General features: G+C 69.1%; 19 protein-coding genes. 11 read left to right on the top strand and 8 right to left on the bottom strand.

Translation table 11 applies throughout. The features are described from left to right. Positions 1 to 11: 11 nt before the first annotated feature. The 3 genes from GRS48_RS05810 to GRS48_RS05800 form a co-directional block, all read right to left on the bottom strand. On the bottom strand, positions 12 to 212 hold the full coding sequence (locus tag GRS48_RS05810; RefSeq protein ID WP_159484482.1) for a hypothetical protein: 201 nt from the start codon (positions 210 to 212) through the stop codon (positions 12 to 14). A gap of 139 nt (positions 213 to 351) precedes the next feature. Further along, on the bottom strand, positions 352 to 954 hold the full coding sequence (locus GRS48_RS05805) for a DUF2062 domain-containing protein (protein WP_159484480.1): 603 nt from the start codon (positions 952 to 954) through the stop codon (positions 352 to 354). 58 nt (positions 955 to 1012) lie between these two features. Beyond that, positions 1013 to 3742 carry an HAD-IC family P-type ATPase gene (locus GRS48_RS05800; protein WP_200840211.1) on the bottom strand — a complete coding sequence of 910 codons (2730 nt, stop codon included), beginning with the start codon at positions 3740 to 3742 and terminating at the stop codon, positions 1013 to 1015. Positions 3743 to 4040: 298 nt separating this feature from the next. Here GRS48_RS05800 and GRS48_RS05795 point away from each other — a divergent pair, with 298 nt between their 5' ends. The 3 genes from GRS48_RS05795 (at position 4041) to GRS48_RS05785 (ending at position 8155) form a co-directional block, all read left to right on the top strand. Then, positions 4041 to 4235, top strand: a complete 195-nt coding sequence (locus GRS48_RS05795; protein WP_159484478.1) for a cold-shock protein — start codon at positions 4041 to 4043, stop codon at positions 4233 to 4235. 338 nt (positions 4236 to 4573) lie between these two features. Next, a complete protein-coding gene (locus tag GRS48_RS05790; protein WP_159484476.1) occupies positions 4574 to 7069 on the top strand; it encodes a DNA topoisomerase VI subunit B in 2496 nt (831 codons plus the stop codon). After that, positions 7070 to 8155, top strand: coding sequence for a DNA topoisomerase IV subunit A (locus tag GRS48_RS05785; protein WP_159484474.1), 1086 nt, complete (start codon positions 7070 to 7072; stop codon positions 8153 to 8155). Between the two features lie 285 nt (positions 8156 to 8440). On the opposite strand, the gene GRS48_RS05780 is transcribed toward GRS48_RS05785, so the two are convergent. Further along, positions 8441 to 8647, bottom strand: coding sequence for a cold-shock protein (locus tag GRS48_RS05780; protein WP_159484472.1), 207 nt, complete (start codon positions 8645 to 8647; stop codon positions 8441 to 8443). Between the two features lie 198 nt (positions 8648 to 8845). On the opposite strand from GRS48_RS05780, the gene GRS48_RS05775 reads away from it, so the two are divergent. Beyond that, on the top strand, positions 8846 to 9115 hold the full coding sequence (locus tag GRS48_RS05775) for a hypothetical protein (protein WP_159484470.1): 270 nt from the start codon (positions 8846 to 8848) through the stop codon (positions 9113 to 9115). A 157-nt stretch (positions 9116 to 9272) separates the two neighbouring features. Here the strand turns inward: GRS48_RS05775 and aroA are convergent, their stop codons facing one another. Continuing rightward, positions 9273 to 10595, bottom strand: a complete 1323-nt coding sequence (gene aroA / locus GRS48_RS05770; protein ID WP_159484468.1) for a 3-phosphoshikimate 1-carboxyvinyltransferase — start codon at positions 10593 to 10595, stop codon at positions 9273 to 9275. A gap of 104 nt (positions 10596 to 10699) precedes the next feature. On the opposite strand from aroA, the gene GRS48_RS05765 reads away from it, so the two are divergent. Continuing rightward, positions 10700 to 11236, top strand: a complete 537-nt coding sequence (locus tag GRS48_RS05765; RefSeq protein ID WP_159484466.1) for a multiprotein bridging factor aMBF1 — start codon at positions 10700 to 10702, stop codon at positions 11234 to 11236. 110 nt (positions 11237 to 11346) lie between these two features. Here GRS48_RS05765 and GRS48_RS05760 read toward each other — a convergent pair whose 3' ends face one another. Then, positions 11347 to 12129, bottom strand: coding sequence for a DICT sensory domain-containing protein (locus GRS48_RS05760; protein ID WP_159484464.1), 783 nt, complete (start codon positions 12127 to 12129; stop codon positions 11347 to 11349). A gap of 123 nt (positions 12130 to 12252) precedes the next feature. On the opposite strand from GRS48_RS05760, the gene tpiA reads away from it, so the two are divergent. The 6 genes from tpiA to GRS48_RS05730 all read left to right on the top strand — a co-directional run bounded on the left by tpiA (position 12253) and on the right by GRS48_RS05730 (position 18787). Next, complete coding sequence (tpiA, locus tag GRS48_RS05755; RefSeq protein ID WP_159484462.1) at positions 12253 to 12897, top strand: triose-phosphate isomerase; 645 nt, start codon at positions 12253 to 12255, stop codon at positions 12895 to 12897. Between the two features lie 188 nt (positions 12898 to 13085). After that, on the top strand, positions 13086 to 15020 hold the full coding sequence (dnaK, locus tag GRS48_RS05750) for a molecular chaperone DnaK (protein ID WP_159484460.1): 1935 nt from the start codon (positions 13086 to 13088) through the stop codon (positions 15018 to 15020). A 69-nt stretch (positions 15021 to 15089) separates the two neighbouring features. Next, the gene (gene dnaJ / locus GRS48_RS05745) at positions 15090 to 16241 is read left to right on the top strand and encodes a molecular chaperone DnaJ (RefSeq protein ID WP_159484458.1); all 1152 of its coding nucleotides are present in this window, start codon (positions 15090 to 15092) and stop codon (positions 16239 to 16241) included. Between the two features lie 72 nt (positions 16242 to 16313). Further along, entirely contained in the window at positions 16314 to 16634 is a 321-nt protein-coding gene (locus tag GRS48_RS05740; protein WP_159484456.1) for a cupin domain-containing protein, read from the top strand. A gap of 56 nt (positions 16635 to 16690) precedes the next feature. Further along, entirely contained in the window at positions 16691 to 17428 is a 738-nt protein-coding gene (locus GRS48_RS05735; RefSeq protein ID WP_159484454.1) for an AMP-binding protein, read from the top strand. Between the two features lie 21 nt (positions 17429 to 17449). Then, on the top strand, positions 17450 to 18787 hold the full coding sequence (locus tag GRS48_RS05730; RefSeq protein ID WP_159484452.1) for an MFS transporter: 1338 nt from the start codon (positions 17450 to 17452) through the stop codon (positions 18785 to 18787). A gap of 42 nt (positions 18788 to 18829) precedes the next feature. On the opposite strand, the gene GRS48_RS05725 is transcribed toward GRS48_RS05730, so the two are convergent. Further along, positions 18830 to 20842: an AMP-binding protein gene (locus tag GRS48_RS05725; RefSeq protein ID WP_159484450.1), complete on the bottom strand. Its 2013-nt coding sequence runs from the start codon at positions 20840 to 20842 to the stop codon at positions 18830 to 18832. 97 nt (positions 20843 to 20939) lie between these two features. Beyond that, the gene (gene gyrA / locus GRS48_RS05720) at positions 20940 to 23399 is read right to left on the bottom strand and encodes a DNA gyrase subunit A (protein ID WP_159484448.1); all 2460 of its coding nucleotides are present in this window, start codon (positions 23397 to 23399) and stop codon (positions 20940 to 20942) included. Positions 23400 to 23422 lie beyond the last annotated feature (23 nt).

Below are 23422 nucleotides of genomic sequence, written 5' to 3'. Positions count from 1 at the left end.
ACCGAAACGGTTCAGTCGTCGCTTTCGACGACGTACCCGTCCCGACCAAAGGAGACGGAGGCCGCCGGATCGACCGACTGTGCGCCGAGGTACTGTGCGGATCGGACGCCGACCGACTCGACCGGATAGACGACGTACTCGGCGGACGCGCGGACGAGATCGAACCGGCTTGTGAGAACATCATCCAGCTTTTTTTGGATAGATCGGATCATGTCTAATCATTATCGGAGAGGTTAAAGAGAATTGTGGAACCCATGACACCACTCGTCAAGGGAACCGGACGCGACTTCGCCCGGTCCGCCCCTGTCGTCCTTCGAGGGACGGCTCCCGGCGATCACGCCGCGGAAGGCGTCATCGACCGCCGTCCGTGCCGTGTGCGTCGTCGCCGTGGGATCGGGCCTCCCCCGCCGCGTCGACGGGGCCTCCGTCGGGACCGACGGCCTTCTCATCCGGACCGACGACCCCTTGATCGGGACCGACGACCTCCTCGATCGTCTCGACGATATCGACGCCGCGTGCCTGATACGCTTCGACGAGTCGGTGACAGACGAAGTAGCCGGGGACGGCGGCGACGACCGCGAGGATCACGTTCCCGACGAGGAGCCGAGTGACGATCTCCGGCCCCGCGGACAGCGATACCTCGGCGCTCGTCACGCCCGGGACGGGCCCGAGGATCAGGACGCCGAGCGTGAAGCTCGCGGCGTACACTCCCCACTTCACGACCGGATTGAACACGAGGACGGAGGCGAACAGCGCCACGCGGTTGATGCGGTCGAACAGCCACGCGAGCGCCACGAAGACGATCAGCCCCGTCCCGAGCGTCGGCAGCATCGTGATGAACACGCCGAGCGCGAAGCTCCCCGCGGTCTCGCGGGAGCTGTACTCCTCCGCGAACGACCGCTGGAGTTCGGCTTTGACCCGTCCGGTCCACTCTTCCACCCGACTCAGGATCATCGACAGGTGGTAGCTCGCCGCGAGGAAAGTAGCTGTCGGCGAGCGGTCGCCGCCGCGATCAGTCCAACAGTCGGTAGAGCGGACGGGTGACGAGGAGGTGATAGTCGGTGTTCGGGTCCCACCGGCGGAAGACGAGGCTGTTGGTCATCACGGACACCGAGGATCCGGCCATCGCGAGCCCGGCGAGCGCGGGATTGAGCAGCCCGAGCGACGCGATCGGGATCAGCGTCGCGTTGTACGCGAACGCCCAGAAGAGGTTCTGTCTCACCTTCGCGATCGTCGCCTCGGAGATCCGGAGCGCCTTCAGGACGTCACGGGGGTCGTCGCGCATCAGCGTTACGTCCGCGGACTCGATGGCGACGTCCGTCCCGGATCCGATCGCGATCCCGACGTGCGCGGTCGCGAGCGCGGGCGCGTCGTTGACGCCGTCGCCGACCATCACCGCGCGGCTCCCGTCCGACTGTACCGCTTCGATCGCGTCGGCTTTGTCCGCCGGGAGGACGCCCGCACGGACGCGGTCCGGGTCGATCCCCACCTGCTCGGCGACCGCCCGAGCGGTCCGTTCGTTGTCGCCGGTGAGCATCGACACCGCGATCCCACGCTTCTCGAGGGCTGCGACCGTCTCCCGGGCGCTCTCGCGGACCGTGTCCGCGGTCGCCACGACGCCCAGGAGCTCGCCGTCGACGGCGACGAGCATCGCGGTCTTCCCGGCGGACTCCAGCCGCTCCATCGTCGCCTCCGCGGGGCCGGTGTCGACGCCGGCCTCGCGCAGGAGCTTGCGGTTCCCGACGAGCGTCTCGCCGAGCGGGGTCGTCGCGCGGATCCCGTGGCCCGGGACGTTCTCGAAGCCGTCCGGGTCCGCCACGGGGACGCCGCGCTCGCGCGCGCCCGCCACGATCGCCTCGCCGAGCGGGTGCTCGCTTCCGGACTCGGCGGCGGCGGCCGCCCGAAGCAGCCGGGTTTCGTGGGCGTCGGCGTCGGCGGTGTCTGCGGCGTCCGCGCGGTCGTCCTCGACGGCGACGCCGCCGTCGGGAGCCGCCCCGTCGCTTCCGGGACCGAACCGATCGCCGTCGTCGCTCACGGGACGACCGTCGGCGAAGGCGACGACGTCGGTCAGCTCCATCTCCCCGTGCGTGAGCGTCCCCGTCTTGTCGAAGACGACGACGTCGACGTCGCGGACGCGCTCGAGGACGTCCGCCCCTTTAAATAGGACGCCGTTGGTCGCGGCGATGGTGGAGCCGACCATCGTCGCCGCGGGGGTCGCGAGCCCGAGCGCGCAGGGACACGCGATGAGCACCGCCGAGGCGAACACGACCATCGAGAACTCGAGGACGCTCACGCCGCCCGCGACGGGGCCGCCCCCGACCGGCGTCCACAGCGGGAGCCAGTCCACGAACGCGGCGAGCGTCTCCGGGAACAGCGCCCAGATCACCGCCCACAGCGTCGCGTTGGCGATCACGACCGGGACGAACACCCCGGACACCTCGTCGACGAGCCGTTGGATATCGGGCTGGCGCGACTGCGCCTCCCGTACCCGATCGACGATCCGTTGGATCGCCGTGTCCGACCCGACCTTCGTCGCCTCGACGAGCAGGACGCCGTTCGCGTTGATCGTGGACCCGACGACCTCGTCGCCGGGACCCTTCTCCACGGGCACCGACTCGCCGGTGAGCATCGACTCGTCGACGGCGGACTCGCCCTCGCGGACGACGCCGTCGGTCGGCACCGTCTCGCCCGGCCGCACCTTCATCAGGTCGCCGACGGCGACCTCCTCGACCGGGACGGTCCGCTCCGTCCCGTCGACGACGAGCGTCGCCTCGTCGGGTCCCATCCGAAGCAGCGCCCGGAGGGCGTCGCTCGCGCGCGCCTTCGATCTGACCTCCAGCCAGTTGCCGACGGTAATGAACCAGAGGATGAACGCGACCGCCTCGAAGTAGTAGTCGCCGATCAGCGCGGAGCCGACGACCGGCGCGAGCAGGACGGCCGTGCTGAACAGGTAGCCCGCGGACGTGCCGATCGCCACCAGCGTGTCCATGTTGACGTCGCGTCCTCGCGACCACGCGCGCCACGCGCCCGCGAGGAACTCCCGCCCGAGCGTCGCCATCAGAACCGTCGCGAGCGCGAACTGGACCCACCCGTGGTGGACGCCGAGTACCGTTTCCGGGTGCGTGTAGAGCCCGAACATCGCGCCCATCAGGTACCAGAACGGGAGCGTCAGGAGCCCCCCGCCGATCACGAGCCGTCGCTGCCGGACGAGCTCGCGTTCCGCGGCGGTCGTTCGCTCGTCGGTGCCCGAACCGCCGCCGTCCGCTCCGGTCGCCGAGTCCGTCCCGTCTCCGCTCGTCCCTCCGCTCGCTTCCTCACGTCCCTCGCGCATCGGCTCGAAGCCGGCGTCCTCGACGGCGGCGTACACGTCGGTGAGCGTCGCGTCGACCGGGTTGTACTCGACGCGCGCCTCGTCGGTGGCGGCGTTGACGCTGACCGCGATCACGCCGTCGACCGCGCCGATCGCCTCCTCGTTGGTCGCGGCACACGTCGAACAGCTCATCCCGATGATCCCGACGGTGGCCGTCTCCGAGACGGGGTCGTAGCCCGCCTCCCGGATCGCCGCGTAGACCGCCGCGAGGTCGGTCCGGTCGGGGTCGTACGACACGGTCCCCTCGTCGGTCGCGAAGTTGACGGACGCCTCCTCGACCCCCTCCAGCGCCTCCAGCGCCTCCCGAACCGTTCCGGAACAGGTCGAACAGGACATCCCGCCGATCTCGATGTGTGCGCGGCGAGAGCTCATACGTCTAGTCATACGGGGTCCGTACTCATGCGGGTTGTGGTTGTCGAACGTCGGCTGGGCGGGGAGAAAAGCTTCGAATCCGAACAGAGACCGGACGCAGACGTTGGGAACGAAACGAGGGGCGGTTCGATGGTCACGTCGCGGGGGGCCACGGCGGATCGATGGCGGGGATACCGGCTCGAAACCGACGGGGATGCCGGCTCGAAACCGACGGAGGTACCGGTTCGAAACGACCGTTTCGTGAGTATCGGTAACGCACCCAACATTTATGCCTCTGTTCGGCGTCCGTACGGACGCGATGGCGAAAGGCAAGGTCGACTTCTTCAACGACACTGGCGGCTACGGATTCATCGAGACCGACGAGGCGGACGAGGACGTGTTCTTCCACATGGAAGACGTCGGCGGCCCGGACCTCGAGGAAGGCCAGGAGGTAGAGTTCGAGATCGAGGACGCGGACAAGGGACCGCGCGCGAAGAACCTCACCCGACTGTAGGTCGCGCACCCCACCGATCCGGAACCGACCGCGACGGGACGACCGACCGCGGCGGAACCGATCACCGCCGAATCGACGACCGGCCGGTTTCCCCGGCGGTCCAACCAACACGGTCCCGCGTTATTCAGCCTCCCGAGCCGCCGGCTCGCTTCGGTCGAGCGGGTGAGCGCGTGCGGTGAGTGCATCCGAGGGACTGTCCAGGAACGGCTCGGGTAGATCCTCGGCTCGACGCCCTGATAGCCCGTCCCCGACCGAATCGACCCGGTACGACCCCGGCTTCACTTTCACCCCGTTGGCGGTGCGCTTTTAGGTCCCACCGCGAAAGGTACGGGCACCGAATGACGTCCTTCCAGTCGAGTCTCGGCGACGAGGAGGGGATCGCGGAGGAGCTGGCGGAGAGCCAGCGCGAGATCTCCATCGCCGAGTTCTTCGAGAAGAACAAACACATGCTCGGGTTCGACTCGGGCGCTCGCGGGCTCGTCACCGCCGTCAAGGAGGCGGTCGACAACGCCCTCGACGCGACCGAGGAGGCCGGTATCCTTCCCGACGTTTACGTCGAGATCGAGGAGGCGGGCGACTACTACCGCCTCGTCATCGAGGACAACGGACCGGGCATCACGAAAGAACAGCTCCCGAAGGTGTTCGGGAAACTGCTGTACGGCTCGCGGTTCCACAAACGGGAGCAGTCGCGCGGCCAGCAGGGGATCGGGATCTCCGCCGCCGTCCTCTACTCGCAGCTCACGTCCGGACAGCCGGCGAAGATCACGTCGCGCCCCAAGGGGCAAGCGAAGGCGCAGTACTTCGAGCTGATCATCGACACCGACACGAACGAACCGGAGATCAAGGTCGACGAGGAGACGAGCTGGGACCGCCCGCACGGGACGCGGATCGAACTGGAGATGGAGGCGAACATGCGCGCGCGGAACCAGCTCCACGACTACATCAAACACACGGCGGTCGTCAACCCACACGCCCGGATCGAGCTCCGGGAACCCGGGCTCGACGAGCCGATGAAGTCCGAGCGCGCGACCGACGACCTCCCCGCGGAGACGACGGAGATCCGTCCGCACCCGCACGGCGTCGAGCTCGGCGCGCTCATCAAGATGCTGGAGGCCACGGAGTCGTACTCCGTCTCCGGGTTCCTTCAGGAGGAGTTCACGCGAGTCGGCAAGAAAACGGCCGAGAGCGTCATCGACAACTTCCGTGACGTCTACTACGGCCGCGAGCTCGCGTGGTCGCCGCCCGCCGCCCACGAGGACCGCGACGTGGAGGCCGCCATCGAGGCCGCCGTCGCCAACAAGGGGGCGGCGGCGACCGCCGCGTTCGCCGAGGGCGTGGCGGGGACGGTCGCCGGCAACGCCCACCTGACGCGCTCGGAACTGGCGTCGATCGTCGGAACCGTCGCGGACGACGTCGAGGCCGACACCGGCCGGACGTTCGGGTCCACGGTCCGTGAGAACGCCGTCGAGGCCGCGTGGTCGGCGATCACGGGCGTCGGCGCGGGCGACGAGGACGCCGCCGACCGCGGAGGCGACGCCGACGGCTCGGAGGGCTCCGGCGACGCCGACGGCTCCGACGCCCACGAGGAGGGAGCCGCCCTCGTCCCGGACGTGTACGCGCTCGTCGACGACGCGACGTCGACCCGCAAGGACGACGTGACGGTCCAGGCGATGGCCGACGCGCTCGCGAGGCGGTTCGCGAACCTCGACGGCGACGCGTTCCGGATCAGCCACGGCGACCTCGAAACGCTCGTCGCGGACGCGGCGGGGTTCGTGACGGAACAACACGACGCGACGTTCGGGGACACGGCGCGGGGCAACGTCGTCGACGCGCTCTGGGCGCGGGCGGGGACGGTCCCGGACGACCCGCCGAAGGTAGCCGTGATCGCGGCCGACCGCGACGCGGCCGCCGACCTGCTCGACGCGATGCGGGTGACGGACATCCTCGCGCCCCCGACCGACTGTCTCGCACCGATCACCGCCGAGCTCGTCGAGGCGGGGCTTCGGAAGGAGTACGACGCGGACTTCTACGCGGCCGCGACGCGCGACGCCGAGGTCCACGGCGGCGACCCGTTCATCGTCGAGGCGGGGATCGCCTACGGCGGCGACATCCCGGCCGAGGGCTCCGTCGAGGTCCTGCGGTTCGCGAACCGCGTACCGCTCGTCTACCAGCGGGGCGCGTGTGCGACGACGGACGTGATCAAGTCGATCGGCTGGCGCAACTACGGGCTCGACCAGCCCGGGGGCTCGGGGACGCCGAACGGCCCCGCGGTGATCAGCGTCCACGTCGCCTCGACGAACGTCCCGTTCACGAGCGAGTCGAAGGACGCACTGGCGAACGTCCCGGCGATCGAAGACGAGATCGAACTCGCGGTCCGGGAGGCCGCCCGGGAGCTCAAGTCGTACCTCAACAAGCGGCGCTCGATGCAGCAGCGCCGCGAGAAACAGGACGTACTCGGACGGATCCTTCCGGAGATGGCCGACAAGGTGTCGGAGGTGACCGGCCGGGACCGTCCCGACATCGGGGGCGCGCTCGCCCGCATCATGAACAACGTCAGCGTCGAGCGCGAGGTGAACGGCGAAACGGTGACGCTCCACGTCGAGAACTACTCCGACACTAGCGAGCGGCTGGACGTGACCGACATCGTCTCCGTCGAGCCGCGCGACCCGTCGGCGGGGACCGTCGTCGAGATGGACGGCGAGTGGTTCCTCCAGTGGAAGCCCGAGCTGGCGGCGGGCGACGAGCGGCGACTGACGTACACGATCGACGGCGACGCCGACTTCGAGTTGAGCGTCGGCGGCGTCGAGACCGAGAAACTCACGGTGAACGCATAAATGACGACCGACGCAGACGCACGCGAGCAGCTCATCGACCTGGCCGCCGACTTCTACGACCAGTTCGCGGCGGGGCGGATCCCGGAGCTCGAGCTGCCGACCCGGACGAAAAGTAACATCGAATACGACCCCGAAAGCGGCGTGTGGGTGTACGGCGACCGCACGTCGACGCGGAGCGCCAACTCCGTTCGTGGCGCGCGGAAGCTCCTGAAGGCGGCGTACACGATCGAGTTCCTCGCCGACCAGTTGGAGGAGGACCGCTCGTCGACGCTGCGTGAGCTGTACTACCTCTCGGAGTCGTGGGACAACACGGAGGCGCAGTTCTCCGACCAGGACGAGTCGAACGACCTCGTCGAGGACCTCGAGATCGTCACGGGCGTCACCCGCGAGGACTTCCACATGCGCCCGGAGGAGTCGGGCGCGACCCTCATGGGCCCCCTGAAGCTCCGCGAGCAGACGCGCCGGGGCGAGCGCGACATCCACTGTCAGGAGGACGTCGGGGAGGGCGGCTACCAGATCCCGAACAACCCGGACATGATCGAGTTCCTCGATCACGACATCGACTTCGCGCTCGCCGTCGAGACGGGCGGGATGCGCGACCGGCTCGTCGAGAACGGCTTCGACGAGGCGTACAACTGCCTCGTGATCCACCTGAAGGGCCAGCCCGCGCGGGCGACCCGCCGGATCACGAAGCGGGTCCACGACGAGCTCGACGTCCCGATCCTCGTCTTCGCCGACGGCGACCCGTGGTCCTACCGGATCTACGGCTCCGTCGCGTACGGGTCGATCAAGTCCGCCCACCTCTCGAAGTACCTCGCGACGCCGGAGGCGCGGTACGTCGGGATCCAGCCCGCGGACATCGTCGAGTACGACCTCCCGAGCGACCCGCTCTCCGATTCGGACGTCAACGCCTTGGAGTCCGAGCTGGAGGACCCCCGGTTCCAGACCGACTACTGGGAGGAACAGATCGAGCTCCAGTTGGAGATCGGCAAGAAGTCCGAACAGCAGTCGCTCGCGAGCCGCGGGCTCGACTTCGTCACCGAGACGTATCTCCCCGAACGGCTCGACGACATGGGCGTGTTATAAGGGCATTTCGGCGTTTATAAGCACGTCTCAGCGTGTATCAGCTCACGTCGGCAGTTATAAGCACATCTCGGCGGTTATGAACGCTTCGAGGCTAGCACCAGCTTAAAACACGTCACCAGGGATCACCGATCGTTGGCGACGAGGACTCCCGGGCGTCGAGACGTGACTCGCAGCGATCGAACGGAACGCGTCGAGAACGACGCAGGCGAGCGCGTTCGCTACGACGGTGACTGATACGAAAGAACGAGTTCCTGCCCGTCGAAACACACGACGGAAGCAGTACTGTTATTTGCGGACGAGGTTCGTCGCGCGGGGTCCCTTGGGGGATGATTCGATGTCGAACTCCACTTCCTGGCCCTCCTCGAGGTCCGGACCGCCGATGTCTTCCATGTGGAAGAACACGTCCTCGTCGTCGTCGAGGTCGCCGTCGTCAGTCGAGATAAAACCGTAGCCGCCAGTGTCGTTGAAGAAGTCAACTTTTCCGTCTGCCATTGTAAACAAACGTAGTCCCCGGTTGCCGATAAGACTTCCGAGCGTCGCGGTACCATGACTCCCGTTTCGGGGTGCACGCGGAACGGTCGTTCGCGCGTCCTGGTCGTTCGTTCGTCCCGGTCCTTCGGGCTTCGGCCGTCGGTTCGGCTTCGGGGACAACTATTTACCGGATGATGACAAGGTGTCGCACGCATCGCCATGAAACCGTGCCAAAACTGCCAGACGGTCATCGACGAGTATCTCCTGGACAAACAGCTCGAACCCCTGCGCGACCTCACGGTCGACGACTTTAACGTCTGTGCGGACTGCACGACCGTCGTCGCGGACGCGTGCGTGACGTGTGGCGGCGCGGTGTACGTTCCCCGAAGCGGATCCGTCACCCCTGACTACTGTCCGGCGTGCCGGTCCGATCTAATAACCCGAACCGGCCGCGACCCCGGCTGGACGTGTGACCACCTGTCCGGCTGAACGGCGGTCGCTTCCGGAACACCGTTCTCGAGTCGGTCGCCGACCGACTGGTCCGGAGGCTAACGCGCTCGACGCGGCTCGACGCCCGCTCTAGCGCCCATGTCCCCCGTGTCCATCCTTTTCGCGTCCATGCCTCCCGTGTCCATCCCTTTCGCGTTCACGCCTCTCGCTCGACGTCGCCGCCGAGGTCGGACAGCGTGGCGAAGAAGTCCGGGAACGAGACGTCGACGTGCTCCCCGCCGCGGATCGTCGTGGTCCCCTCGGCGACGAGCCCCGCGATCGCGAGCGACATCACGATCCGGTGGTCCGCGCGGCCGTCGACGGTCGCGCCGCGGAGGTCGCTCTCGGAGCCGTGGACCGTGAGGACGTCGGGCTCCTCGGTCGTCTCCGCGCCGAGCTTCGCCAGCTCCTCGGCCATCGCGGACACCCGGTCCGTCTCCTTGTACCGGACGTGCTCGCAGTTCACGATCCGCGTGTCGCCGTCGGCGATCGCGCCGAGCGTCGCGATCGTCGGCAGGAGGTCGGGCGTGTCGCCGACGTCGACCTCGACGCCGGAGAGCGCGGAGCGCTCGACGGCGATCGTTCCGGCCTCGCGATCCCAGTCGATCGTCGCGCCCATTCGCTCCGCGATCTCCACGATCGCGGAGTCGCCCTGGGCGCTAGGGCGTGCGCCCTCGATCCGGACCTCCCGATCGGGATCGGCGGCGACCGCGCCGGCGGCGACGAGGTACGAGATGGACGAGAAGTCGCCGGGGACCGTGTACGTCCCGTCCGTGGGTTCGTACGTCTGTCCGCCGGGCACGGAGAAGCCCGTGGCCCCGTCCGCCGTGTCGCTCCCGACCGGCGTCGCCTCGATCCCGAACTCGCCGAGGAGCTCGAGCGTGATGTTCACGTACGGCGCGGACTTGAGCTCGGTCGTCAACTCGACGTCGATCCCGGCCTCGGTGACCGCGCCCGCCATGAGCAGCGCGGTGACGTACTGCGAGGAGACGTCGCCGGGGATGGCGACGTCGCCGCCCTCGAGCGGGCCGAAGAGGACGAGCGGTGCCTGCCCGTTGCCCCGCGTCGACTCCGCGCGGACGCCGAGGTCGGTGAGCGCGTCGAGCAGCGGCCCCTGCGGTCGGGACCGGAGCGACTCGTCGCCCGTGAGAACGGTCCCCCCGTCGGCGAGCGCGGCGGTGCCGGTAACGAGCCGGGTCGTCGTCCCCGAGTTGCCACAGTCGATCACGTCGTCCGGGACGTCGGGACGGCCGTCGAAGCCGCGCACCTCGAAGACGTCGGGGGAACGGTCGAGCTCGACCGTTCCCCCGAACGCGGAGACGGCGCGGGCGGTCGCCTTCGTGTCCGCGGAGACGAGCGGCGAGCGGACGGTCGCGCCGTCGCTGTAGCCGGCGGCGAGCAGCGCGCGGTGGGTGTAGCTCTTCGAGGGTGGCGCACGGGCCGTTCCCCGGACGGTCGAGGTGGAGACGTGAACGTCCATACGACCCTCTGTCCTCCCCACCGATAAGTCGGTACCGGACGCGGCACCGTCGGCGGCGACCGTCCGGCGGACCCTTTATACGACCGGCCACGCTACCGTCGCGTATGCCCCAGTGTGAAATGTGTGGTGCCGAACAGGCCTCGCTGACGACGACGAAGGTCGAAGGCGCCGAGTTGGAGCTGTGTAGCTCCTGTACGGACTTCGGCACGGAGGTCCGCCAGGACACGGGCTCGTCGGGCGGGAGCAAGTACTCGACGACTTCCAGCTCCGGCACGTCGTCCGCGTCGTCGTCCGGCGGTTCGTCCGGTTCGTCCGGCTCGGGGAGCGGCGGCGGGTCGCGGCGTCGCCGCGACATGTTCGACGACATGGAAGAGATCGTGACCGACTACGACACCCGGATCCGGTCGGCCCGGGAGTCAAAGGGACTGAGCCAGGAGGAGCTGGCCGACCAGCTCAACGAGAAGGCGAGCCTCATCCGGAAGCTCGAGCGCGGCGACACGCTGCCGACCGACGAGGTCCAGCGGAAGCTCGAGCGCGCGCTCGAGATCTCGCTCGTCGAGGGCGAGGAGGTCGACGCGGAGTGGGACTCCGGCGACGCCGGAACGATGACGCTCGGCGACGTCGTCAAGCGGAAGGACTGATCTAACGGGTCGACTCAAACGGGTTGACTCAAACGGGTCGACTCAAACGGGTCGACTCGAACGGAGGGCTCGGGCGGCGAACTCGGGCAAGGAACTCGGATGGAGAGGACTCAGACGGTCGCGCCGCTCCCGTCGTCGGCCGTCTCCGTCGAGCCGTATCGGTCGGTCAGGTGTCGGATCATGTAGTCGACGGTGGCGGGGTCGTAGCTCCAGAACCCGTAGAACCGTCCGGGCTCGCGCTCCTCGGCGAGCAGCGCGCATTTCGCGTCGTCGAGGCCGCCGCCGTCGTAGGCGACGAACCACGTCTCGCGTATCTCCGGCGTCCGCGCGACGTGAACGGTGTAGTGTTCGACGTCGGGCGCGTTGCCCTCCGCGGCCGCGTACGCGTGGACGTCGAGACCCTCCCGCTCGCCGAGCCGGTCGTAGGTGAGCGTCTCGCCGGTGAGCACGTCGAGGGTCTGAAAGCCGGCGTGGAGCTCGCCCCTGCCGACGCGCCAGGCGCGGTCCTCGATCTCTCGCGACGCCGCGACCATGTCCGCCGTCGAGTACGAGGTGAACATCGTCTCGTCGAGGTGGTCGAGGACCGGCTGGCCGGCACGCCGGTCGGGCCCCGTATCGCCGGCGGACGCGCCCGACTCGGGGCTCGCGTCCGACTCAGGGCTCGCGTCCGGCTCGGGGAGGAGCTCGTCGACGGTGGTGGCGGTCACGAACACGCCGTCCCGCGAGAGGACGGCGAACTCGTCCGGGCCGGAGTCGGTCTCCTCCCCGACCACCCGGATGTTGCGGTCGGCGAAGTGGTCAGCGAGCGACTCCCTGACCTCCGGATCCGCGTTGAACACCGTCAGCGTGGCCTCGTGCGCCTCCACGCCGGCGATCAGCTCGATGAGCGACATCTGTCGTCCCGATCCAGTCGCCCCAGGTATTTGGAGGTTTGTGACCGAACGGTTGTGGTTCGGCTGTGCGGGGCTCTCGCCGGAGTATGAAGCTATTTCCTCCCGCGGGCCCGCCGTACGGGTATGTTCATCCTGGTGAACCTCAAGGCGTACCCGTGTGATCCGATCGAGGTCGCGACCGCGGCCCGCGACGTGGCCGACGCGTCCGGGGTCCGCGTCGCGGTCGCGCCGCAGGCGGCGGACCTCTCGCGCGTCGCGGAGACGGACGTCGAGACGTGGGCACAGCACGTCTCGCCGAACGCCCACGGCTCACACACCGGCTCGACGCTCGCGGAGGCGGTCGCCGACAACGGGGCGGAGGGGACGCTCATCAACCACTCGGAGAACCGTCTCAAGCTCGCGGACGTCGACGGCTCGGTCCGCGCCGCCGAGCGGGCGGGGCTGGAGACCGTCGTCTGTGCGAACAACCCGACGCAGGTCGGGGCGGCCGCGGCGCTCGGCCCCGACGCGGTCGCCGTCGAGCCGCCGGAGCTCATCGGCGGCGACGTCTCCGTCTCCACCGCCGACCCCGGGATCGTCGAGGACGCCGTCGACGCCGCCGCGGCGGTCGACCCCGCGGTCGACGTGTTCTGCGGCGCGGGCGTCTCCACCGGCGCGGACGTCGCCGCCGCCGGCGACCTCGGCGCGACGGGGATCCTCCTCGCGTCCGGCGTCGCGAAGGCCGACGACCCCGAGGCCGCCCTCGAGGACCTCGTCTCCGGGATCTGAACGGGGACCGCCGCAGGGATCGGTCGCGGTCGCGGTCGCGGCCGATGGCCTTGCGGATCTGTATAAAGTCACCGACCACTACGACGCCGCGGATCGCGAAACCGCAAGACTGCGTCGGGGTCGATAGCGACCGTGTGTCGGCGTATCTAGTAACCTTTAACCGACGCAAGCCGATACGATCGGGCAAGATGGCGAGCAACAAGATCCTCGGTATCGACCTCGGTACCACGAACTCGGCGTTCGCCGTGATGGAGGGCGACGAGCCCGAGATCATCGCGAACGCGGAGGGAGACCGAACGACGCCCTCCGTCGTCGCGTTCTCCGACGACGGCGAGCGACTCGTCGGGAAACCCGCGAAGAACCAGGCCGTCCAGAACCCCGACCGCACGATCCAGTCGATCAAGCGGCACATGGGCGAGGACGGCTACACGGTCGATATCGACGGCGAGGACTACACGCCCGAACAGATCTCGGCGATGATCCTTCAGAAGATCAAACGCGACGCCGAGGAGTACCTCGGCGACGACGTCGAGAAGGCGGTCATCACGGTCCCCGCCTACTTCAACGACAAGCAGCGACAGGCGACGAAGGACGCCGGCGAGATCGCCGGCTTCGAGGTCGAACGCATCGTCAACGAACCGACCGCGGCGTCGATGGCGTACGGCCTCGACGACGAGTCCGACCAGACCGTCCTCGTCTACGACCTCGGTGGCGGGACGTTCGACGTCTCCATCCTCGACCTGGGCGGCGGCGTCTACGAGGTCGTCGCCACGAACGGGGACAACGACCTCGGCGGCGACGACTGGGACGAGGCGCTCATCGACCACCTTGCCGAGGAGTTCCGCAACAACCACGGCATCGACCTCCGTGAGGACCGTCAGGCGCTCCAGCGGCTGAAGGACGCCGCCGAGGAGGCGAAGATCGAGCTGTCGAACAAGAAGGAGACGACGGTCAACCTCCCGTTCATCACGGCCACGGACAGCGGCCCCGTCCACCTCGAACAGTCGATCACCCGCGCGACGTTCGAGAGCCTCACCGCGGACCTGATCGACCGCACGGTCGACCCGACCGAACAGGCGCTCGCGGACGCCGGCTACGGGACGAACGACATCGACGAGGTGATCCTCGTCGGCGGGTCCACCCGGATGCCGCAGGTCCAGGAGAAAGTCGAGGAGCTCGTCGGCCAGCAGCCGAAGAAGAACGTCAACCCCGACGAGGCGGTCGCGCTCGGCGCGGCCGTGCAGGGCGGCGTGCTCTCGGGCGACGTCGACGACATCGTCCTGCTCGACGTGACGCCGCTCTCGCTCGGGATCGAGGTGAAAGGCGGGCTCTTCGAGCGGCTCATCGAGAAGAACACCACGATCCCCACCGAGGAGTCGAAGGTGTTCACCACGGCCGCGGCCAACCAGACCTCCGTCAACGTCCGCGTCTTCCAGGGCGAACGCGAGATCGCCGAGGAGAACGAACTGCTCGGCGCGTTCCAGCTGAGCGGGATCCCGCCCGCGCCCGCCGGCACCCCACAGATCGAGGTGTCGTTCAGCATCGACGAGAACGGCATCGTCAACGTCGAGGCCGAGGACCAGGGCTCGGGCAACGCCGAGTCGATCACGATCGAGGGCGGGGCCGGCCTCTCGGACGACCAGATCGACCAGATGCAGGCGGAAGCCGAGAAGCACGCCGAGGAGGACGAGGCCCGCCGCGCCAACATCGAGGCGCGCAACGACGCCGAGACGGCGATCCAGCGCGCGCGCTCGCTGCTCGAGGAGAACGAGGAGAACGTCGACGACGAGCTCGCAGGCGACATCGAGGCGGCCATCGAGGACGTCGAGGCGGTGCTGGAGGACGAGGACGCCGACACCGAGTCGCTCGAGGGAGCCACCGAGGACCTCACCGCCGAGCTCCAGGAGATCGGCAAGCAGATGTACCAGGAGCAGGCCGCACAGGCCGGGCCGGGCGGCGCTGCCGGCGCGGGACCGGGCGGCGCTGCGGGCGCGGGTCCCGGCGGTGCGGGGCCGGGCGGCGCCGACGCCGACGACGAGGAGTACGTCGACGCGGACTTCGAGGACGTCGACGACGCGAGCGACGCCGACGCGGACGACGCCGACGCGGACGACGAGAAGTAGCCCGCCCGCGTCCGTCGGACGGGCCTTTTAACCGGGCGAGCGACGAACGACCACCAACGAACACAACGCATGAGTGAGGATTTCTACGACGTCCTGGGCGTATCACGGGACGCCGACGAGGACGAGATCAAGACGGCCTACCGGAAGCAGGCCGCCGAGTACCACCCCGACGTCAGCGACGCCGAGAACGCCGAGGAACGGTTCAAGAGGATACAGAAGGCCAAGGAGGTCCTGACCGACGAGGAGAAGCGTCGCCAGTACGACCAGCTCGGTCACGACCGCTTCACGGAGGCGGACAAGCGGGGCGCGACAGGCGGTGGCGGCCCCGGTGGACCCGGCGGCCCGTTCGGCGGGGCCGGCGGGGGCGGCGGGTTCGAGGACATCTTCAACCAGTTCTTCGGCGGCGGCGCTGGCGGCGGCGGCGGTCGCGACGACCGGCCGCGGCAGGGACGGGACCTCCGAACGGGGCTCTCCGTCGACCTCGCGGAGGCGTTCGAGGGGACGACGAAGCAGGTGACGCTCACGCGCCCGACGAGTTGTGGCGCCTGTGACGGGACCGGTCACCCGCCGGACGCGGACGTTCGGACCTGCCAGCAGTGTAACGGGCAGGGGCAGGTGACCCAGGTCCAGCAGACCCCGCTCGGGCGCGTCCAGCAGACGTCGACGTGTCCGCGGTGTGGAGGGGCCGGCGAGACGTACAGCGAGGACTGTGCCGACTGCGGCGGCGAGGGGGTCGTCCGCGAGGAGGCGACGCTCTCCGTCGAGATCCCCGCGGGGATCCGGTCCGGACAGAGCCTTCGGATGGAGCGCGAGGGGGCCCCCGGCGAGAACGGCGGGCCGAACGGCGACCTGCTGATCGAGGTCGACGTCGACGTCGGCGACCGGTACGAGCGCGACGGCGACGACCTCCGCGTCAACGAGGCGATCTCGTTCCCGCAGGCGGTGTTCGGCGACACCATCGCCGTCGAGACGGTCGACGGCAGCGTCGAGATGGACGTCCCGGCGGGCACGCAGAGCGGCGAGACGTTCCGACTGAAGGGCAAGGGAATGCCCCGGATCCGGCGGCGCGGCCGCGGCGACCTCTACGTCCAGGTCGCCGTCGTGGTCCCCGACAGCCTGAACGACGACCAGCGCGAGGCGCTGGAGGCGTTCGCGGAGGCCGGCGGCGAGGAGATCGACATCGGCGGTGGCTTCTTCGAGAAGCTGAAGAGTTCCTTTTAATCGGTGCCGCCCCGGCCGATCGCCGGTGTCTCCGCCCCCGACTTTTAGGTCGCTCGCGGCCGTCGTCCCGGTATGGGACACGACGAGGCGACCTACACGGACGTCGAACCGCGCGCGCCGGGGATGTACTTCCTGCGGGACGCGCTCGACTGCGCCGAGCTCGGCGTCACCGTCGTCGAGGCCGACGACGGCTGGGACGGGCTCGAACACGACCACGCCTCCGACGGGCAGGAGGAGGTGTACCTGCTCGTCGACGGCGGGGCGACGCTCACGGTCGACGGCGACGACCTGACGCTGGAGCCCGGCGACGCCGTCCGTGTCGACCCCGATTCGACGCGATCGCTGTCGTTCACCCACGACGGCTCCCGGATGGTTATCGCCGGCGCACCCTAGGAACGAACCGGCCGTCGGCCCGCGGTTTTTAAGCGTCCCTCGCCCCGAGAGCGGGTATGAACGTGGTGGGTGACCTGTTGGCGCGTGACCGCCGGAGCCGGGAGGTCGCGCTCGTGACCGACGACGGCGGGGAGCGGACGTATCACGACCTGATCACGAACGCGTACAAGGCCGCGAACGTGCTCCGCTACCTCGGCGCACGCGAGGGGGCGACGGTCGCGGTCCCGGCCGAGACGTCGCTGCACGCGACGCTCGCGTTCCTCGGGGGCGCACGGCTCGGCGCGTGCGTCCGGTTCGACCCCGACGCGGGGCTCGCGGCCGGTGACAGGGTGGTGGTCGTTCCGGTCGACCGGGAGACGGAGTCGGTCCCGCCGCCGGGCACGAACCTCGCGGCGTTCGGCGGTCCGCCGGAGCGCCCGGAGACGACCTACTGGGAGCAGGAGCTGTGGAGCGAGAACCCCGGGACGCCGCCGTCGTCGGTGGGACCGGACGACCCGGTCGTTCGCGCCCCCGACCGGGACGTCGAGCACGCCGCCCTCCTCGACGCCGCACGGTCGGTGGTCCGCGAGCACGGGATCGGCCCCGAGAGCCGGGTGGTCGTCCGGACGACGCTGTCGGACCCCGGTGCCGTCGCTGCGGGGGTCGTCGCCCCGTTACTCGTCGGCGGGACCGTCGTCCTCGTCGGGCCGGGAGCAGACGAGGCGACCGCCGCACGGGGGGAGTTCGCGGTCCTCGACGGCTCGGGGGACGTGCCGGAACCCCAACAGATACGGCCGCCCGCGATCCCACCGTGACGTAATGCAGGTCGTACGCTGATGCGGGTCCGTCGGTGGCTCGCCGGTCGCGTCTACTACGGGTGGGTGATCGCGATCGCCTGTCTGTTGGCGGTGATGGCGGTGTTCGGCACGACGTACGCGTTCGGGGTGTTTTACGACGCGTTCGTCGACGAGTTCGCGGTGAGCCGGACCGCCCTCGCGGCGACGTTCGGGCTCCAGACCGCGCTCATCTACGTCGGGGCCGTGGCCGCCGGCCGCGCGGTCGACCGGATCGGAGGCCGTCGGGTGACCGCCGCCTCCGGGGCGCTGCTCGTCGCGGGACTGACGTGGACGGCGTTCGCCCGGTCGTTTCCGGAGCTGGTGGTCGCGTTCGGCGTCGTCGCCGCCTTCGGTATGGCGGGACTGTACGTCGTCGGCTACGCGACGGTGCCGGTGTGGTTCGAGCGTCGCCGGGGGGCCGCGGCCGGACTCGCGGCGGCCGGCCTCGGCGTCGGGTTGGTGGTCGTCCCGCCCGGCGCGGACCACCTGATCGGCGTCGTCGGCTGGCGCGGGGCGATGCTCGCGGTCGCCGGCGGCGCGGCCGTGCTCACGGTGCTCACCGTGGCGCTGCTCGTCGACGACCCCGCCGCCGTCGGCGCGGACCGATCCGTTGAGTTCGGCGACGTCGACCGTGGAGCGCGTCGCGACGGCGGGAACGCCGACGCGGCCGACGCCGATCCGGTCGACGACGACGCGGCTAACGCCGATCCGGTCGACGACGACTCCGGGACGGAGGCCGCTAACGGTCGATCGGCCCGTGCCATCGCGCTGTCCGCCCCGTTCCTCCTCGCGTTCTGTGGCTGGGTGTTCCTGTTCGCCCCGATGTACGCCGTGATGACCCACGTCGTCGTCCACGCGGGCGAGTCGGGCATCGGCCGGTCGGCCGGCGTGCTCGCGATCACCGTCATCGGCGCGACGACGACCGGGGCGCGGCTGGGTATCGGCCCGATCGCCGACCGGATCGGCCGGACACGGACGTTCGCCGCCTGTGGGGCCGTGATGGGCGTCTCCGTCGTCGCGTTCGCGGGCGCACCCACCGCGGCGACGCTGCTCGCCGTCGCGGTCGTCTTCGGCGTGGGGTACGGCGGCTGTGGCGGGCTGTTCGGCGCGGTCGTCGCCGACCTGTTCGGCGACACCCATTTAAATACCTTGTTCGGACTGATGTCGCTGTCGTTCGCCGTCAGCGGGCTCCTCGCGCCGCCGCTCGCCGGCTACCTCTTCGAGGTCACCGGCGACTACGCGGTCGCGTTCGTCGGGCTCGGGCTCCTCGGCGTGGTCGGGTCCGGCTGTATCGCGGTCTCCGCCCGGCTCGTGAGCGGGTCGAACGCGGGCGAGTGAGCCGAGTCGGGCGGCGGAACGGGGTCCTCCGCGGGATGGCCGCTACGACGGGTCCTTCAGCCCGTCGAGCGCCTCGGGGTTCTCCATCGAGGAGAGGTCACCCGGGTCCTCGCCTTTATAAACGGATTCGATCGCCCGGCGGATGATCTTCCCGGACTGCGTCTTCGGGAACGCCTCGACGAACAGCAGCTCGCGCGGGCGGAACGGTTTGCCGTGTTCGTCGCCGACGAGCCCCCGGAGCTCCTCGCGGAGCCCGTCGGTCGGCTCGACGCCGTCCTCCAAGACGACGTAGGCGACCACCGCGGTGCCGGTCGTGTCGTCGGGGACGCCGACGGCGGCCGCCTGGTTGACCGCGTCGTGGTCGATGAGGACGCCCTCGATCTCCGCCGGGCCCACCTTTCGGCCCGCGACGTTCAGCGCGTCGTCGGCGCGGCCGTGGAGGTACCAGAAGCCGTCCTCGTCCTTCTGTGCGAAGTCGCCGTGGTCCCAGCGGTCCTCGAACGTCGACCAGTACTCCCGCAGGTAGCGCTCGTCGCCCTCCCAGAGGCTCTTCGTCATGGACGGACAGGAGTCGAGCGCGACGAGGAACCCCCGGTCGTGCGACTCCCGCACCGATCGGCCGTCGATGTCGACGATGTCTATCGCCATCCCGAGCCCGGGACCGCCGAGCGTGCAGGGTTTCAGCGGCTGGGTGGGCATCGGCATCAGGAAGCAGCCGCAGATCTCCGTCCCGCCGGAGATGTTGATGATCGGACAGCGCTCGCCGCCGATCTCCTCGTAGAACCACATCCAGGACTCGGGGTCCCACGGCTCGCCAGTCGAGCCGAGCAGTCGGAGGCTCGAGAGGTCGTGCCCCTCGACCCAGTCGTCGCCGTGTTTCCGCAGCGCGCGGATCGCGGTCGGCGAGATGCCGAACACCGACAGCTTGTGGCGGTCGATCAGCTCCCAGAACCGGTCGGGCTCCGGGTGGTCCGGCGCGCCCTCGTACATGAACACCGTCCCGCCGAACGTGTGGTTCCCGATCAGGGTCCACGGACCCATCATCCAGCCGACGTCGGACACCCAGAAGAAACGGTCGTGCGGCTTCTGGTCGAAGCCGAAGTGGATCTCCTTTGCACACTGCGTCTGGACGCCCGCGTGGGTGTGGACGATCCCCTTCGGCGTCCCCGTCGTTCCCGAGGAGTACAGCAACATCGACTCCTGTGCGGAGGGGAGCGCCTTCGTCTCGTACGCCGACGATCGGGAGCCGACCGCCGCCTCCCACGTCACGTCACGGTCGTCGTCCCACGGGACCGGCTCGTCGGCGTCCCCCGCCGGGGTCGCGCCCAACCGGTCGTACACGACGGTGTGTTCGACGTGGCCGGCCGCCGCGATCGCCTCGTCGGCGGTCGATTTCAGTCGCACCTCGCCGCCGCGGCGGTGGAAGCCGTCGCCCGTGAACAGCACGGACGGCTCGGCGTCGTCGATCCGCGTCGCGGTCGCCTCGGTGCCGAATCCGGAGAAGATCGGGACGGCGAGCGCGCCGACCTTCAGACAGCCGTAGAGGATCGACGTGACCTCGGGCACCATCGGCATGTAGAGGCCGACCGTATCGCCCGTTTCGACGCCGACGGACTCGAGGTAGTTCGCGACGCGGTTGCTCTGGCGGTACAGCTCGTGATACGTGATCTCGCGGACGTCGCCCGGCTCGCCCTCCCAGATCAGCGCGACGCGGTTCCGGTTCGGCGAGTCGACGGCGGCGTGCCGGTCGACGACGTTGTGGGCGATGTTGATCTCGCCGCCGGGGTACCAGTCGGAGAACTGCGGTCCCTCCGCGTCGTCGCGGACGGTGTCGTAGTCGGTGTAGAAGTCGATACCCAGGTAGTCGATCAGCTCGTCCCAGAACCAGTCGACGCCCGACTCCGGGACCCCCTCGACGGACGAGGTGGTGCGTTCGATCAGCTCCTCGTAGTCGTCGATGTCGTACTCGCGCATGAACGCGGCAACGTTCGTCGACTCCACGAACGCCGGGTCGGGTTCGTGAACGACCTCGTCGATCACCTCGTATTCGTCCATCTCGTCCGCTGGTTTTCGCGGGGGATGATAAGTAACTTTCCTGACCGACCGTGCGACCGTCCGCCCGGAGACGACGTCCGCGGCCGCGTCCGTTCGGCTACTCGTCGGCCGCGTACGCCGCCTCGTGGACGATGTCGACACAGGACACCGCGTCCCCTACGCCTAAGTCCATCACGATGACGCCCATCGTGTTGCGGCTCACCGTCGACACCTCCTCGACGCGGGTCCGCATGATCTGTCCGTCGCCGCTCATCGCGAGCAGGTGGTCGCCGTAGGTGACCGCCTCGATCGCGACGACCGGGCCGTTCCGCTCGCCCGTCTTGATGTCGATGAGCCCCATCCCGTTGCGGGACTGCTTGCGGTACTCCTCGAGGTCCGAGCGCTTCCCGTAGCCGTTCTCGGTCACGGTCAACACCCAGTCGTGCCGGTCGGCGTCGATCGCGGCGACGCCGGCGACGGCGTCGCCCTCGCGGAGGTCGATCCCGATCACGCCGCGGGCGGTCCGCCCCATCGCCCGCACCTCGGCCTCGTCGAAGCGGATCGCCATCCCGTTCCGGCTCCCGATGACGATGTCGGTCCCGCCGTCCGTCACCTCGACGTCGACCAGCTCGTCGCCGTCCTCCAAGCGGATCGCGCGGATCCCCGTCGTGCGGATGTTCTCGAACTCGCCGGCGGCGGTCCGTTTGATGTACCCGTCGCGGGTGACCATCGTGAGGAACTCGTCGTCCGCGAGGTCGTCCGTGTTGACGACCGCCTCGATCTCCTCGTTGTCGGCCATGTCGAGGAGGTTCACCGCCGACTTCCCGCGGGCGGTTCGGGACATCTCCGGCACCTCGTACGTCTTCAGCTGGTAGATCTGCCCGTGGTTCGTGAAGACGAGCAGGTAGTCGTGGGAGTTCGCCTGGAACACCGAGGAGACGCGGTCGCCTTTCTTGAGGTCGGCACCGATGATCCCCTTCCCGCCGCGGTTCTGCGCGCGGAAGGTGGACAGGGGCATCCGCTTGATGTAGTCGTCCTCGCTCATGACGACGACGCACTCCTCCTCCGGGATCAGGTCCTCGTGGGTCACCGTCCCCGCGTCCTCGATGAAGCTCGTGCGGCGCTCGTCACCGTACTCCTCGGCGATGTCGCGCAGCTCGTCGACGATCACGGCGTCGAGCTCGTCGGGGTCGCCGAGGATCGTCTCGAGCCGCTCGATCCGAGCGGTGACGGTTTCGTACTCGGCTTCGATCTCCTCGGTCTCCATCGAGGTCAGCGACCCGAGCTGCATCCGAACGATGTGCTCGGCCTGTGCCTCGCTGAACTCGAACCCGGACTGTAGCGCCGCTCGCGCGGCGTCGCGGTCCGCGGAGTCCTGGATCGTCTCGACGACGTCGTCGACCCGATCGAGCGCCTTCAACCGTCCCTCGAGGATGTGCGCGCGGTCGGCCCGCTCGTCGAGCTCGTGTTCGGACCGGCGGCGGACGACGTCGCGCCGGTGTTCGACGTAGTGTTCGAGCGTCTGCTTCAAGTCGAGCACCTGCGGCGCGCCGTCGACCAACGCGAGGTTGATGACGCCGAACGTGCGCTCGAGGTGGCTCTCCAACAGCTGGTTCTTCACGACCTCCGCCATCGCGTCGCGTTTCAGCTCGACGACGATGCGGATCCCGTCGCGGTCGGACTCGTCGCGGAGGTCGCGGATCCCCTCGATGGACCCCTCGTTGACGTCGTCGGCGATGCGCTCGACCAGCCGGGCCTTGTTCTGCTGGAAGGGGAGCTCGGTGATGACGATCCGGCCCTCCTCCTCGTCGACGTCGAACACCGCGCGGACGCGGACGCGTCCCCGTCCGGTCTTGTACGCCTTGTGGACCGCGTTGCGGCCGACGATGTTCGCGCCGGTCGGGAAGTCGGGCCCCTTGACGTGTTCCATCAGGTCCTCGACCGTGGAGTCGGGGGTCTCGATCAGCTCGACGGTCGCGTCGATAACCTCGCGGAGGTTGTGCGGCGGGACGTTCGTCGACATCCCGACCGCGATCCCCGACGACCCGTTGACGAGCAGGTTCGGGAACGCCGACGGGAGCACCGCCGGCTCAGTGAGTCGGTCGTCGTAGTTCGACTGGAAGTCGACCGTGTCGCGCTCGATGTCCGCGAGCAGCTCCTCCGCGATGGGAGCCATCCGCGCCTCCGTGTACCGCATCGCTGCCGGCGGGTCGCCGTCGACGGAGCCGAAGTTGCCCTGGCCGTCGACGAGCGGGTAGCGCATCGAGAAGTCCTGGGCCATCCGCGCGAGCGTGTCGTAGATCGCGCTGTCGCCGTGCGGGTGGTAATCACCCATCGTCTCCCCGACGATCGAGGACGACTTGCGGTGGGCCGAGCGCGAGGTGACCCCCGCCTCGTGCATCGCGTAGAGGATGCGACGGTGGACGGGTTTGAGCCCGTCGCGGACGTCCGGTAACGCCCGCCCCGCGATGACGGACATCGCGTAGTCGATGTACGACTGCTCCATCTCGTCCTCGATGCGGGCGTTCGTCACCTGTGCGGCCCGCACGTCGTCGGGGTTGGGTACGTCGGAACTCATCGGTGTGTGTGTGTCGTCGCGGT

It is taken from the genome of Halorubrum sp. JWXQ-INN 858 (genome assembly GCF_009806985.1).
Classification (GTDB): Archaea; Halobacteriota; Halobacteria; order Halobacteriales; family Haloferacaceae; genus Halorubrum.
This window is presented reverse-complemented; position numbering and strand designations above follow the sequence as displayed.

Excerpts from the sequence above, each read along its gene's own strand:
- GRS48_RS05800 (WP_200840211.1), bottom strand. The coding sequence starts at position 3,742 with ATGAGCTCTCGCCGCGCACACATCGAGATCGGCGGGATGTCCTGTTCG.
- GRS48_RS05810 (WP_159484482.1), bottom strand. The coding sequence starts at position 212 with ATGATCCGATCTATCCAAAAAAAGCTGGATGATGTTCTCACAAGCCGG.
- dnaK (WP_159484460.1), top strand. The coding sequence starts at position 13,086 with ATGGCGAGCAACAAGATCCTCGGTATCGACCTCGGTACCACGAACTCG.
- GRS48_RS05740 (WP_159484456.1), top strand. The coding sequence starts at position 16,314 with ATGGGACACGACGAGGCGACCTACACGGACGTCGAACCGCGCGCGCCG.
- dnaJ (WP_159484458.1), top strand. The coding sequence starts at position 15,090 with ATGAGTGAGGATTTCTACGACGTCCTGGGCGTATCACGGGACGCCGAC.
- GRS48_RS05735 (WP_159484454.1), top strand. The coding sequence starts at position 16,691 with ATGAACGTGGTGGGTGACCTGTTGGCGCGTGACCGCCGGAGCCGGGAG.
- GRS48_RS05775 (WP_159484470.1), top strand. The coding sequence starts at position 8,846 with ATGAAACCGTGCCAAAACTGCCAGACGGTCATCGACGAGTATCTCCTG.
- gyrA (WP_159484448.1), bottom strand. The coding sequence starts at position 23,399 with ATGAGTTCCGACGTACCCAACCCCGACGACGTGCGGGCCGCACAGGTG.
- GRS48_RS05725 (WP_159484450.1), bottom strand. The coding sequence starts at position 20,842 with ATGGACGAATACGAGGTGATCGACGAGGTCGTTCACGAACCCGACCCG.
- GRS48_RS05780 (WP_159484472.1), bottom strand. The coding sequence starts at position 8,647 with ATGGCAGACGGAAAAGTTGACTTCTTCAACGACACTGGCGGCTACGGT.
- GRS48_RS05730 (WP_159484452.1), top strand. The coding sequence starts at position 17,450 with ATGCGGGTCCGTCGGTGGCTCGCCGGTCGCGTCTACTACGGGTGGGTG.
- GRS48_RS05790 (WP_159484476.1), top strand. The coding sequence starts at position 4,574 with ATGACGTCCTTCCAGTCGAGTCTCGGCGACGAGGAGGGGATCGCGGAG.
- tpiA (WP_159484462.1), top strand. The coding sequence starts at position 12,253 with ATGTTCATCCTGGTGAACCTCAAGGCGTACCCGTGTGATCCGATCGAG.
- GRS48_RS05785 (WP_159484474.1), top strand. The coding sequence starts at position 7,070 with ATGACGACCGACGCAGACGCACGCGAGCAGCTCATCGACCTGGCCGCC.
- GRS48_RS05805 (WP_159484480.1), bottom strand. The coding sequence starts at position 954 with ATGATCCTGAGTCGGGTGGAAGAGTGGACCGGACGGGTCAAAGCCGAA.
- GRS48_RS05760 (WP_159484464.1), bottom strand. The coding sequence starts at position 12,129 with ATGTCGCTCATCGAGCTGATCGCCGGCGTGGAGGCGCACGAGGCCACG.
- GRS48_RS05765 (WP_159484466.1), top strand. The coding sequence starts at position 10,700 with ATGCCCCAGTGTGAAATGTGTGGTGCCGAACAGGCCTCGCTGACGACG.
- GRS48_RS05795 (WP_159484478.1), top strand. The coding sequence starts at position 4,041 with ATGGCGAAAGGCAAGGTCGACTTCTTCAACGACACTGGCGGCTACGGA.
- aroA (WP_159484468.1), bottom strand. The coding sequence starts at position 10,595 with ATGGACGTTCACGTCTCCACCTCGACCGTCCGGGGAACGGCCCGTGCG.